The following is a 14,389-nucleotide window of genomic DNA, read 5'->3' on the forward strand; positions in this document are numbered from 1 at the left end:
GGATTTTGTACAACTAATAGAACCACTATTTATCTGATAATCATAACCTATAAGTTGTTAGAAATTAAACAATTACAAAATACGACATTTATATCATTCTAATTTGTTAAACATATAAACTCATGATTATTAACTTTATATTATTGCTTTTTAGGCTACTTTTTTCCTGAATATCTTTTTGTACCAATCTTTATCCATACAAGGTCTTTCTACCATTAAAAAAAAACATGAAGACATAATCATTATAGAAACTATTAATACAAATACATACACAAAAGTATTAACAAAACTATACTCCGAAAAAGAGTATTTTAAAAGGGGATTACCTATCATACTTATAATTGGATAATGTATTAGATATATCGAGTAACACATTCCTCCAATGTTTGTAATTAATTTGAAGGATAATATTTTAAAAACTTTATGAAAGAGAACATAATAATAAAGAAAAAAGATACTACTCAATTGCACTGATTCAAAAATAATTTTAGAATAGATATTTTCAAAATCCCCGTTATCAAACACCCAGATAAAACAAAACAGAAACAAACCTATTAAATAATCATTTTTGGTTTTTGGCAATAATGAAGCGTTGGACACATATAAATCAGCTAAAAAGAACCCAATTATAAAGTATTGAAAATAATTAATTAAACTCAAAAACGGTAATGTATATAATTGATTAACAATCAAAAATAACATTGCAAGAAAAAACAAAACTATTCGTCGTGTAAATGCTTTTTTTATAGAAAAAATATAAGCTAATAAAGGAGCTAAAATATAAAATTGCACTTCAACTTCTAAAGACCAAGCAACTACATTCAATGTTGAAGTAAAACCTGGATAAATAAAATTGTTTAAATAAAAAATAGAGGATATATAACTAGTTATTCCATCACTCATTGAAACAGTCTTCGCAACATAAACTGCTCCAAGTAACAATAGCGTCATCACAAGAATATAAGGTGGTTCTAATCTTGATAATCTTCTTAAAAAATATTTACTTAATACTACTTTATTTTCATTCTTTAAGTATTGTTTAGCAAATGGAAGCCCCAAAATAAAACCACTAATCACAAAAAAAAGTGGCACCCCTAAAAATCCATGTTCTAAAATTCTTTGTAAAAAAGAATAATCAAAATTATCTAGATATTGATTACTGTCTTTCTTAACTAAAAAAAGCATTATGTGATATAAAATAACACTAATAATTGCTATGAATCGTAATCCATCTATCTCTGGTATAAAACTACCTGAGGCAGTAATTCTTTTAAAATTCAATTTCATTTTATTCTTGGGTTTAAATATACATTTTTATATAGCATTAGAATTTAAAAGCAAACCCAACCACCAAATATATAATAAAAACATAATTGACAAGGCCGCAAAACCTATTAACCAATCCAAATTATCAATTCCCATATCCTTTTTACTATTCATTCATTTTAAAAATTAAATTATTTACGCCTATCATCTAACCATCTACATACTAAAACATTTACAATAAACAAAGGAGTAAACAAAATCACGACACTGTTTAGCCACAATAAAGTTGCAATCATATAAAATTTCGAACGATATGTACAATAAATCACAAAAATCAAAATCAAAATCGTTGATATTAAGCCACTTTCAACTAATGATTTGACAATTGGGTTTGATTCACCTCGGTCACTATTTTTACCAATAAAACCAGGTCCTCTTCCCAAAATTAATTGCATTGGCGATGCTGTCAACAGAAAGAGAGACGAAGTGTCTAACCTATTTGTTCTATCTTCCGAAGAAGAAGGCCCTAATATTTCTAATAATTTATCTTGATTAACAACTGTAACAACCACAACAATTCCAGTAAATAGCATTAAACCATATATAATATTTGCTGCTTTTCCCTTAAGACCTAAAATTGACATAAATTTAAACATAAACATAGACGCGAAGACAATTACAAAAACTACCCAGCTCATAGTCGAAAAAGAGCTTAAAGCACCTAATAAAACTATTAACTGAACAAAAATCACATACCACTTGTTCTTAACCCATTTCGATACCAAAAAGAAATTTGTCGAAAGAAACCAACCATGATAACTTGGCTCTAACAAAAAGCCACATACCCTCCCAATCACACCTGAATCAAAAAGTTTTGGGTTGATGTATCCTAAAATATAATTATGAAAATACATATATACATCATCCCCTTCTCCAACAGGTTTTAACTCATAAGAAACCAACTCTAAGTTGAAACCTAAAAAAGAAATTATTGACAAAACAGAAAGAGCCGAAACCAGAATAAAATAAAAGTTTATCATCAACGATTTAAGGCTCTTATTTCTTTTAACACTTACTAATAATACAACTGCTAATAACACATAGAGAAAAGTATAAATAACTTCCACAAAAATACCTCCTATAGTGATCCAGTAAATAGATGAAATACTAAAAAAAAGAAATATTGGCAAATAATAGCGAATAAAATATTCCTTAAATATCACCGTAAAAAGAGAAAAGAAAGTAATAAATAAAAAAAGAGGCACTCGAAGGTATATTGACACATAAACAGAGGCTACGAATGGAGGGTTCACTAATATGAAAAAGCTTATTAGTACTACTAATATCAAAGCTATTTTATTATACTTTACTTCTTCCATTTAAATTGAATATATATTTTTTGCTCTAAATTTATTTTAATTGTTCTTTTTCGAACAAAATTGTGCGTTCAATAGCCCTTTTAAAATTTGTAAATTTAAAATTCCCTAACGAATTCATCAATGAAATATCTAGACAAAAATCTTTAACATCCGTTGTTTTTGAACCTACATAATTTACTTTTAAATTTGGTAAATATATTTTAATGGTATCTAATATTGCATTTAATTGATACGTTTTTCCCGAACCAACATTAATTGTTTTATTTATTACTTCTCGTTTTATAAGTTGAAAGATAATTTCAACCAAATCATCAACAAATAAATAATCCTTAGACTGTCTACCGTCTCCCCAAACTTCTACAACATCTTCTCTTAATGCTCTCCTAATCGCTATATTAATAACTCCTTGTTTTTCTGATGTATGAAATTTACCAAAAGGATTAGAAACTCTTAAAATTAAATAATTAATCCCATATTGTTTCTTATACAATCGAATATAATTTTCAATTGTTAATTTTACAACTCCATAAGAACTAACAGGATCACAAATTTCATCTTCGGAGATTTTATCCAAATGTTTCTCTCCATAAACAGCTCCTCCTGAAGATAAATACATTATTGAATTACACCCAAAATCTTTCATTATATCGAGTAATCCAATAGTTGCTATTAAGTTACCTTTGATATCAGATAAAATATTATTAGTCGATGAGAGAGGGGTAGTAGAAGTAGCAAAATGAAACACTCTTGTAAAATTCCACTTAGAGAACAAGCTCATTAATACATCCTTATCCCCATAATCACCACTTACATAATCAATGTTATCAATTGTATTTTCATTAATATTTCTTGATAGAACAACAAATTTATCTTTAGAAAACTCGGCGTTTGTAACTATAAAATTTATTACATTATGACCTATAAATCCGTTCCCTCCAAGCAATAAAACAGTCTCTCTATCATTCATAAATTTGCTCATAAACATCTTTCAATTTCAGTCCATAATTTTCCGGGTTGTAATCCATATAACTTTTCTGCGCGTTGTATCCCAATTCTAATCTTAACTTTTCATTATTAATTAATCTAAGAATCTCGCTAGATAAATTATATGTAAACGTATTTAAATCGTTTTTTATTAAAATACCATTTGAATTAGTTCGAATTACTTGAGCAATACCTGCAAAATTAGTAGAAATAATGGGTTTTCCATAGCCTAAAGCAGACAACAAAACTAAAGGCATATCTTCATCTTTTATTGATGGTAAAACAAACAAATCGCATGCTGAAATAAAATCCTCACTATTGTTTTTATATCCCAAAAGGAAAACATTAGAGTTTAATCCTAATTCATCAATATATCTTTTCAAGAATTCTTCATCTTCACCATTGCCTACTAAAGCACAATACACCTTTTGTCTTGAAAAATTTTCTTTTTTATATAAATCTGCCAATGCAGCAATTAAAAATCTTTGCCCTTTTCTTTCTGATAAAAATGCAACTTCAACAATTAAAAAACTATCAGCTGGAATATTTAATTCTCTTAAAATCTGTTCTCTACTATGTTTTATTATAGGTAATGTTACGCAATTGTTTATCAATAATATTTTATCTTGATTAAAATCTCGTTTTTCTATTAATTGTTGTTTTGCTCTCTGTGATGCATTGATAAAAAAATGAACATTCTTGTTGATAAACTTGTCATAAATTCTTTCTAAATAACCATCACAAGATTGTGCCTGATTATTAACCTGATATACAATTTTAGCTTGAATCGTTAGAAAATTAGCCGCCACTAAGACATTACAGCTTTTAGCTCCTGGATAACCACCATTATTAATATGAAGTATCGTTGGTCTTTGTTTCTTTAATAAAAAAGAAAAAACTATTAGATTATATATTGAATAAATCTGAAACTTTTGAAAAATAAAAAAAGGCAACTTAATAATAATTTTTATAATTTTTGGAAGGTGCAAACTATTTATTCTATAAAATAGTGTTTCGTTAGATAATAAAAATTGAGGCAAAAGATCAGTAGAAGGGGTCATTGCATAATCATTTTGCATATCTTTTTCATAAGCCGCATACTTTCTATAAGACAATTTTATTTCATAATTCTCTTTTAGTTTTTTGTTGTTTAATAAAAAAGACATCAATCTTTCACTACCGCCATAGATATAACAATCAGTAAAAACTAAAATTTTCTTCTTTTTCTCCATAAAATCTAACCTTTTTTAGCCTTTAACATGTTTATCAAATTCATCATAAAAGATTTTATTATTTCTCTAAACTCATTTGAAAATAAAAAATATAATACAATAGCAAATAGCAGATAGCATGCACAAGCAAGAGTATATTTGAAGAGTTCGAAAGAACCTTTGCTATAGGGAAGAAATTCTTGTGTATAGTGAATTAACAGATATAATATAATTGAAACAAACATTACTGGAATGATATTACTTATGAGAAATTTCTGATAGTCAATTTTTAATAATTTTACTGCCAAAAATGAATACACTACAGTAGATATTATAATTGCTAATAATTTAAAAATCGCAAATGATTGCAATCCAAAATATCTATAAGAAAAAACAATACCAACCCAATAAATTATAGGCATTATTGCACTTATAATGTAAATACTTTTTATTTTTTCAAATGCTACTATTGCAATACTTGCAGGATTAGAAATAAAATTAAATATATATATAATTAATAGTACACTCACAATTGGTATCATGGAACTATAACTTGGTCCAACCCAGGAAAAAACAAAACTCTTAATTGTAAGAACGACAATTAAAGTTGGGAATACTGAGATAGGTAATCCCAAGACTAATATTTTATAAAAAGCTTCACTAAATGACTTGAAATCTTTTTTGCCTATATAATGATTGAACTTAGCAATGAATGGATTATAGAAAATAGAGTGTAAGGATCTAAAAAGCACTGTTACTGACAGACATAAACTAAAAAGAGCTATAGCTTTTGGACCAATAAACTTCCCAATGACAATAAGGTCAATTTCATAAAAAATAATCCAAGATACTGTAACAAAAAGACTACTGAACGCTAATTTTCTAGTCTTGTTATATATCGTTCTTGAAAATTTAATAGATTTAAAATATTTAGTTAAATCATAATTAAAAATCTTTCGTGCTAAGTATAATGTAATTATTACAGCTATTAGTCCAATTATTTGAGTAAAGATAAAGTACTCTATCAGCATATATTTTCCGTTCCCAAAAAAAAAATACGCAGACGAAATTTTGACAAGATTTGCTGTTGTAAAAATTCTCTGATAGAGATAGTCTTTTAGTCGAATGTTAAATATAATTTGTACACTACGCTGTAAAATTAAAACAGGCGTGGATAAAGCAAATACAAGTAAAAGAACACTTGCGATATGCTCTGAAAATTTATCAGACAAACTCTTAATTAAAACATGAGGATAACAAGCAAAAACTACTGTAATTATTGCGATTATTGATACAAAAATGGTTAAAACAAAAGTAACAAACGCTATTATTTTTATTTCTTCATCACGTTCTTCTCTAGCAACACACTCACTAGCATATTTTACACCTGCACTTAAAAAACCAACATCAGCATATGTTAAGAATAAAGACAGTGATGTAACTATTGAGTAAACACCAAACAAATAAGCATTTGTAGCTAAAAAAGGGGTAACAATAAATAATGTGGCAAATCCACTAATCAACGATAATATTTGCCAAAGGTATATTTTAATAAATGCAGACATAATTAATGCTTTTCGTGATTTTGTATTATCGTTTTTATTATATTTAGATTTAATTGTGGTTTTACAAAATCTTTAAGCACTGATAAATCAACTTTGTCTTTATTTTTCAAAATTTCACTTAGTTTGTTTTCGTTTTGGGCAACTGGTATTTTTTTATCACTTCCGTCAAATGGATGACCTACTGGGTCATTGAGAATATCAAGACCATCATCATATAATGGTTCAAAAATAGTATAATTTACACCTGCATATAATGCGTCAAGAAAAAAAGATGAACTTGGCCCTATCACGAGAGATGCTTTTTTTAGTGTTTCGGTAAATGATAATTTGTCTATTTCAAAAAAATCTGAACCTAGGAAATTCAAATACCACTCTGAGTTCTCAGATGGATGGACTCTTAAAGTTGCACCCTTAATTCCCACAGATAATAAAGCGTTCTTAATAAACAATAAATATAAGAGTGAATTTCCTCTATCTTTTAGTCTATTTGTATCTCTTGCTCTTCCTTTTAATTTATCAACTTGTTCTACAGGTTGACCTGGCATTGCTTTTGAAATAACAAGAATGTTTGAAAAATCAAATTTCAGATCATTAGGAATTGTGTAATTTGAATATACAGGATGCCCTGTTATCAAAATTTTTTCAGGATTAAACCCTGATTCTACAAGTTTGTTTTTTAGAATCTCTCCAAATACACACAAATAATCCGTTTTATTGTCATTGATTGTATTACCATACCTTAAAGCCGAACCATGTAATACTAAAAAAGTTGGGATATTGTTTTTTTGACACAATTGAATCAAAAGTCTTTCGAAAAAACCAACATCTTGCGGTATAAAAACTGCTTTAACCTTTTCTCTTACTAAAACACTATCAATTAGAATACTGATATCATAAATCTCTTTTTGAAATTTTTCAGAGATTAAAGTATTAAAATTACAAGATGTTAACTTCTTATAAAAAAAATTTATTTTAATAAATTCAGTCAACTTAATCAATGAAACTTCTCTAGTTAAAGTCCACGGTATACCATAAACTTGATAACCTGATTCTTTCAAATCGTTTCCAAAATTAAAATATACACTAGAAATAATAGCTGGCTTTTGTTTATTACTTCCTTTTAATAATTTCTTATACAAAAAATATCCGCTTTGTAATAGAGCGTTTCTCTTAAATGTCTTTTTATTTGTTGTAGTTTCAAAACTATTTTTGAAATGCTGACCATAATAATAAATTCGTCTATTTAATTCATATTCAAGCAAATTTGCATATTTTACTTTTTGCAAAAGATAGTCAAAATAAAAATACTCTTTCATGTAATTAATATATAGGAAAAGAAATACCCTTACCAATTAGGATATAATTAATTTTATTATCGGTAGAAGAATAAGTCGGCGTAATGACAAACTCAGAAAATTCTTCAAATTGTTCCAGCCTATTTATATCATTATTTTCAGAGAGTAAATATTCATTATTTAATTCCCATTCCCAATTATCATTTCGTGACCACATTTTTTTATTTCTATGCTGATCTATCAAATAATTAAAACTATTTAATGAAATCCCAATCCATTCAAGAAATTTATCTAAATTTTCTGGAGTCTTCGTTACATATTTCTTTACCATTTCCAAACCTTGTTCTCTGGTCATTCTTCTTAACCTAATTTCTCTGGAAACATGATCGGTTATTTTTCCATATCCATGTTTTAAAAATTTGATGTAATCATGAACATCAGAATAGTTGTAACAATCTACATCATTATATGAATCAAATGTTCTTGTTTGCTCTTTACTTTCGTAATTATAAAGTTTAATCATTTCTTCATGCTGCGCTTTAGTATCCCAACGAATATAATTATTAAGATAAATCCCTCTAACACCTATCCTTTCAATTTCTTTGTCATCAGGATATTTATATTGAACAATATCTTGCTCAGTAATGCCATCAAACTCGCCAATGAAATCCTCTGCCTCAATCCCCATCAAATCATGCTCTTTCCTGTATTTACGAGTCATTTCTACTTCATCAAGATGAGAGAACATACCAACTTGATCTACACCTTGATGAGCACCCCAAATAATAAGAGGAATTTTAAATTTTACAGCTACCTGAACAGGATAAACAGTTTGTCCTGCTAAGCAATGCCAATAAATACTTCCCATTTTTCGAATACTTGCTCTAGTTATTTTTTTAACAGATTCTGGATTAACTGTTAGAGTCATGATATCACAATCAAACTGCATACGAAGTTTTGCTAAGTTTCTAACTCCTGTATCGGTATTATAATGTTTATTATATGTAACCAGAAGGGGATTCATTCCTAAAACATTTTTAACTGTATGAACAATAAAAAATGAATCACGAGCTCCGCTTACTGGTATTATACAATCATAATTATTCTCTGAAGTATTTTTGTAAGTAGTAAGAATGCTTTTGAGCTTGTTTAAACGCTCATTCCAATCTAATTCATCTTTCTCTTCATGCACAACACATCCACTGCACACACCATCTTCATTAAATACAATATTTAAAGGATGATTCTCGGGATATAGACAACGCGTACAATATCTCATATAGTTTCTTTTTCTATTCTAATAAATAACATATTTTCTAAGACCTTATCTGATTTTTTATTTAGACGCATATTTTCATCATAACTAGAATCGCTATAATCTGCAAAGGTTTCTAATCTAATATCTATGTCTTTTTTGACAATTGATTTTGTAACATTTACACTATGCTCAGTAAAATGAAAAAAATTGGCGGCCGATGCGGCTGAAACATGTGTTTCTTCAAAAACTTTAATAAAATCTTTTGCATTTTTAGCACCCCCACAACAAATTACCGGAACAGTAACAACATTGCAAACTGAATTAATCAAATCAATATCGTATCCCAAATAAGAGCCATCACGATCAACAGAATTAATCAGGATTTCTCCCGCACCAAGGCTTTGAAACTCAGATGCAATTTGATCAACCGAAATATCCAAAATTTTGTTATTTATATAATCAAATACTTTATATTCTCCATTGTCTTTTATCACATCTATTGACACAACTACACATTGATCACCAAATATATGTGCTGCTTTTGAAATCAGATCTTTATTTGTTAAGGCTGCATAATTAAGTGCAATTTTATCTGCACCACAATGCATTAGCTTTTTCATTTGATCTACATTTTTAATTCCGCCTCCAACTGTTAATGGAACGTGAGATTTTAAAGCTGCATTTTTTATCATTTCGTAATCAGGCTCCAAGTTATTTTTTGTTGCCGAAATATCTAATAATATAATCTCATCGATGCCCCATTGATTTAAAAATTCAATAGCGATAGCAGGTTTACCTACAGGCAAAAACTTTTTAAAACCGATACTCTGAACTACAATCCCATCTTTTACGATCAAACTTGCAGCGATTCTTTTTTTTAGCACTATACTTTAAATTGAGTTAAAAAAATCTCTAAATAATTTCAAACCATTTGTCTGGCTTTTTTCCGGATGAAACTGTACACCAAAAATATTATCTTTCTGAATTGCAGCAGTTACTTTAATATGGTAATCGCAATATGCACTTACATAGGCTGGATCACAATCGTAATAATAACTATGATCAAAATAGAAATTAGAGTTATCTACGTTTCTATCAAATAATGGTTTAACATTATTTACAGTTACATCATTCCACCCAACGTGCGGAACAGCAAATTCTTTGGGAAGTTGTAATTTTTTAACTTTCCCTTCAATCCAGTTTAATCCTTTATGGATGCCATTTTCTTCTGATAATGTTGCCATTAATTGCATCCCAACACAAATTCCTAAGATAGGTTTCTTTTTTTCAAGTACTTGTTCGTTTAAAATGAGATCAAGATTTCTAGCTCTTAAATTATTCGCTGCTTCTTCAAACGCACCAACACCAGGCAATATAAGGACATCAGCGTTTTTAATTACAGATTCATTATCAGATATAACTAACTTGTTATACCCAATATACTTTATTGCATTTGAAACGGAATTAGTATTACCAACTCCATAATCAACTATTACTATGTTTTGTTTTAAACTCATAAGCCAACTCCTACTTCAAATTTCGGAACCCATCTATTTTCTCCATCCCTTTCAAATAAATCTTTATTCACTGATTGATCAACTTTTTCCCAAAATTGTTTTTCAGTAATATCTATGTAATCACAAAAACTCTTGATGTATTTCGGAGAACAAGCTCCATCATATTTTTTATTTAACTCAATAGCTTCGTTGCGTGTCATTCGTCCTAAACGAATGTCTTCATTCACATAATCGCTGATACGTCCAAATCCAAATTTTAAATATTTGATCATTTGGTTTAAACCAACCCAATCTTCATCCAGAGAAGTTATTCCCAGTGGGTCACCTATATCTTTTGGCGACTCATTTCTAATATCTAATCCTCTTAATGCTGAAAAGTTACCATTATCTAACAATGACCAATCTTTCCAAAAATATCCAAGAAATGTGATACGTAAGTTCGCATCTTCCATTTCTTTTTCTGACGGATAATTATATTGTAAGATATCCTGCCTTTTAATTTCATTGTTTAGCAGCCATGTAATATCTCCTCCTCCTAAAGTATTCATTTTACGAAGATTATTTCCGTCACTGCCATTTTTTCCCATTACATTTAAATCGCCAAGTTGTAATGCTGCATTTTCACCCCACCAAATTAGGGGTATTTGATAAGCGATAGCAAGGCGTGGAACACTACTAAATAAAGCAAGTTCAGTTGATTTTGCCCAGTTTGTATATTCAAAAAAACCTTTCCTCATCAATTTTTTCCATACCTGTGGACTTGGATTAATTGAAATACAATCAAATCCATGAGCAATCATATTCGAAACATTGTCAACACCCCGTTGTGTAACTTGCTCAGGAGGATAACCTAGACTAACTAGAAGTGGATTCATTTTTAATACATCTTTTACAAAAAAAGCTTGTCGTGTACTATCCTTACCACCACTAACGCCTATAATACAATCATAACCCGATTGAGCATTGGCTTTTCCAAAAGCTACAATATCATCTAATTCCTTGCGCCTTTCATCCCAATCGACCGTTTTAAGGCTTTCAAAATAATTACAAGCCGGACAAATACCCTTGTCATCAAATTTTGTACCTGGGCGAGTATCTACTTGCAAACATTTTTTACAATATTTCATATCTCTGTTGCTAAAATTCCGTATTCAACAATATCATAGTATTGTCCTTGCTTAAAAATCGCTTCTTTTCTAAGTCCTTCTTTCTTCATTTTTAACTTCACCGCCAATTTTTGCATTCCAGAATTTTCACTTGAAGTCCCACAATAAATTCTGTGAAGGTTTAAAGTCTTAAAGCCATGATTAATTAATAATATTCCTGCTTCGTACATAATGCCTTTGCCCCAAAAAGTTTTATCTCCGAGTAAAAATGCGATTTCTGCATTTCTATCTAGCCAGCTTATATTTTGAAGACTAATATTCCCAATATGTTTAAGAGTTATTTTATCCACAACAGCTAATATTAGATCATTCTTTGATGACCTTGAATAGTCAATATAACTTGACAATTTTTCTTTTGTCATAGGAAATCTGCCATGAGAATTAAAAGCTGTAATTTCTGAGTCATTTAACCATAGAGAATAATTACCATCTATATCATTTAGGTTAAGTGATCGCAAATAGATATTTTCTCCTTCTAAAAAAAAATCAGTATTCATCTAAATGTATTATATTACTTACTAGATTTTCACTATTAGCTTCTACACCTATATTTAACCCCTTAAATGGATCATTATTAAGGTGATTATCTAAAAATCTTATTATCGGCTTATTCATGATATTTGCTTCTATTAATAACGAAGAGAAAAAACCCATAATAATATCCGCAAAATAAATGCTTTGATTCGTATCCACATCTAATGGTAAAATAGTAAAGTTATTCTTGTCTTCAAATATTTCTACAAGCTTTTCTACAGATTGGTTTGGGTGCATTTTAATTAAAAAATGATATGTGTCTTTAAAATTTTTATCGGCTTCTGTAATACACTCTCTTACTTTCCTTGAAGCAACAAACTCATCAAAACCAAATTTTTCAATTCCATTAACATTAGAAAGAGGGTCTGGAGCAAATAGAATCATTTTTTTAGTTTCATCAAGGTGCAAATTGCTATAAAATTGCATTCTATTTATTTTTGGCTTCCAATTTTTTAACCAGACATGGTATGGATTTCCTGCTACAAACAATTTGCTTTTAGCAATTTTTTCTTCTATTGCAATTTGTTTTGCTCTTTCATCTAAAACCCAAATTTCACTAGGAAAATTTATTCCTCCCTTGGTCAAAAATCTATCTGATATTGAAGTCCAATGATCAACAAATGAAATAGTAAAAATATCTTTCTTTTTTGAGTAATCAATTGCTTTTTTTTCTAAATCTGAGGTATAAGATGTTCCCGTAAATACTATATCAGGTTTAAATTCATCTATATATTTAATAATCTCATTGCTACGTTTTACTACTTTAACTTTAGATTTAAAATCATTATAAAATACATATTCTCTATCTGAAATGATCAGTAGATCTAGTGCATCAATGCTTTCACAAATAGATAAACAAGGCTTCGCTCCTCCAGGATCACTAAATATTACAAGTATTCTTCCTTGTAGTTTATCTTTAAACACTACCTCAATTCATTTATATTCTCCAAAACTTTTTGAAAAGCATTCACTACATCATTCATATCGCCCATTGTCATTCCTGGACGCATAAACTCATGAGTAAAGAGTCTTTCAAAGTGCATTTGTTCTGTAATTGGACATAATCCTTTTGGATAGCTTATATTTTTATCAGCTAAATGATGCTCAAATGCCCAAGCTGCTTTCTGTTGATAAATTGGCTGCAAGTAAATTGGCATTACATAACCTGTACCAATTAAAGGTGCTGTTTCTCTTAAAATTGCTGATGGTAATTCTGCTTTTAATGCATTGACAAAAGTGTTTCTGCCTACTCCAATCAAATCCTTATCATATTTTATTGGATGCACATAATAAGTATGAACTGAACCGTCATTTACTTCTGGTTGTAATTCCAATCCTTGTATTCCTCTTAAATTTGCATTTAAATACGCAACATTCTTTAACCTCTCTTCTAATAAGCTCGGTAATTTTTTTAACTGTTCTATACCAATAGCGCACTCAATTTCTGTCATACGATAATTAAATCCAATCATATTTGTCAAGTCCTTAATTTCTTTTGGTCCTACAACATTTTCTGCATGATTTCTTATCATCTGACATCTATCTACTAACTCACTATTATTAGATGTAATTACTCCACCTTCACCTGTGTGAATGTGTTTATGATAATTTAAACTAAAAATACCTAAATCACCAATAGTTCCTACATTTTTACCTTTATATTTACCCATTGGTGATTGAGCACAATCTTCAATAACAAATAATTTGTGTTCTTTTGCAAGAGCCATAATGGAATCCATCTCAGCAGGATGTCCAAATATATGTACCACTAAAATAGCTTTAGTACGAGGTGTTATACACTTTTTAATACTTTCAGGAGAAATACAGAAAGTAATGGGGTCAATATCTGCAAAAACCGGAATTCCTCCATATAAAAGTGGTGCAATAGCACTTGCAGACATTGAATACGGGGAAACAATAACTTCATCACCTGGTTGAATCCCAATAGCTCCCATAGCTGTAAATAAACCGGAAGTGTTTGAATTAACAGATACTGCATGTTTTACATTAAAAGCTTCTGCCCAAGCTGCCTCAAATGCTTTTACAGTAGGACCACCTAAGAAATCGCTATGATATGCACCTAAAAACTGCGAAAGATTTCCAGTATCTAAGACTTTCATTACCGCATCTTTTTCTTGTTGTCCAATAGTATTATATGCTGGAAACAGCTCTGTTCTTATGGCCTTGCCTCCGTTTATAGCTAACTTTGACATA

13 protein-coding genes are annotated in these 14,389 nt (G+C 29.3%); all 13 read right to left on the minus strand.

Translation table 11 applies throughout. From position 1 onward, the window contains the following. Window positions 1-150: 150 nt before the first annotated feature. A complete protein-coding gene (locus tag OLM54_RS13130) occupies window positions 151-1,287 on the minus strand; it encodes an acyltransferase family protein (RefSeq protein WP_264535065.1) in 1,137 nt (378 codons plus the stop codon). Window positions 1,288-1,457: 170 nt separating this feature from the next. Continuing rightward, a complete protein-coding gene (locus OLM54_RS13135; protein WP_264535066.1) occupies window positions 1,458-2,645 on the minus strand; it encodes a hypothetical protein in 1,188 nt (395 codons plus the stop codon). A 31-nt stretch (window positions 2,646-2,676) separates the two neighbouring features. Further along, complete coding sequence (locus tag OLM54_RS13140; RefSeq protein ID WP_264535067.1) at window positions 2,677-3,612, minus strand: NAD-dependent epimerase/dehydratase family protein; 936 nt, start codon at window positions 3,610-3,612, stop codon at window positions 2,677-2,679. After that, the gene (locus OLM54_RS13145) at window positions 3,605-4,861 is read right to left on the minus strand and encodes a glycosyltransferase (RefSeq protein WP_264535068.1); all 1,257 of its coding nucleotides are present in this window, start codon (window positions 4,859-4,861) and stop codon (window positions 3,605-3,607) included. The genes OLM54_RS13140 and OLM54_RS13145 overlap by 8 nt, the downstream gene beginning before the upstream one ends. Before the next feature lie 5 nt (window positions 4,862-4,866). Then, window positions 4,867-6,405, minus strand: coding sequence for a lipopolysaccharide biosynthesis protein (locus OLM54_RS13150; RefSeq protein WP_264535069.1), 1,539 nt, complete (start codon window positions 6,403-6,405; stop codon window positions 4,867-4,869). Between the two features lie 2 nt (window positions 6,406-6,407). After that, window positions 6,408-7,721, minus strand: coding sequence for a hypothetical protein (locus OLM54_RS13155; protein WP_264535070.1), 1,314 nt, complete (start codon window positions 7,719-7,721; stop codon window positions 6,408-6,410). 4 nt (window positions 7,722-7,725) lie between these two features. Then, window positions 7,726-8,979, minus strand: a complete 1,254-nt coding sequence (locus tag OLM54_RS13160; RefSeq protein WP_264535071.1) for an N-acetyl sugar amidotransferase — start codon at window positions 8,977-8,979, stop codon at window positions 7,726-7,728. Continuing rightward, complete coding sequence (hisF, locus tag OLM54_RS13165; protein WP_264535072.1) at window positions 8,976-9,842, minus strand: imidazole glycerol phosphate synthase subunit HisF; 867 nt, start codon at window positions 9,840-9,842, stop codon at window positions 8,976-8,978. Before hisF ends, OLM54_RS13160 begins: the two co-directional genes overlap by 4 nt. A gap of 6 nt (window positions 9,843-9,848) precedes the next feature. Beyond that, entirely contained in the window at window positions 9,849-10,475 is a 627-nt protein-coding gene (gene hisH, locus OLM54_RS13170; protein WP_264535073.1) for an imidazole glycerol phosphate synthase subunit HisH, read from the minus strand. Next, complete coding sequence (locus OLM54_RS13175) at window positions 10,472-11,602, minus strand: N-acetyl sugar amidotransferase (RefSeq protein ID WP_264535074.1); 1,131 nt, start codon at window positions 11,600-11,602, stop codon at window positions 10,472-10,474. Before OLM54_RS13175 ends, hisH begins: the two co-directional genes overlap by 4 nt. Further along, window positions 11,599-12,138 (minus strand): GNAT family N-acetyltransferase, encoded by a 540-nt coding sequence (locus OLM54_RS13180; protein WP_264535075.1) that lies wholly within the window; start codon window positions 12,136-12,138, stop codon window positions 11,599-11,601. Before OLM54_RS13180 ends, OLM54_RS13175 begins: the two co-directional genes overlap by 4 nt. Then, window positions 12,128-13,099: a CDP-glycerol glycerophosphotransferase family protein gene (locus OLM54_RS13185; protein ID WP_264535076.1), complete on the minus strand. Its 972-nt coding sequence runs from the start codon at window positions 13,097-13,099 to the stop codon at window positions 12,128-12,130. The genes OLM54_RS13180 and OLM54_RS13185 overlap by 11 nt, the downstream gene beginning before the upstream one ends. After that, window positions 13,099-14,388: a DegT/DnrJ/EryC1/StrS family aminotransferase gene (locus OLM54_RS13190; protein ID WP_264535077.1), complete on the minus strand. Its 1,290-nt coding sequence runs from the start codon at window positions 14,386-14,388 to the stop codon at window positions 13,099-13,101. Before OLM54_RS13190 ends, OLM54_RS13185 begins: the two co-directional genes overlap by 1 nt. Window position 14,389: the final 1 nt, after the last annotated feature.

It is taken from the genome of Flavobacterium sp. N1736, assembly GCF_025947065.1.
Taxonomy (GTDB): domain Bacteria; phylum Bacteroidota; class Bacteroidia; order Flavobacteriales; family Flavobacteriaceae; genus Flavobacterium.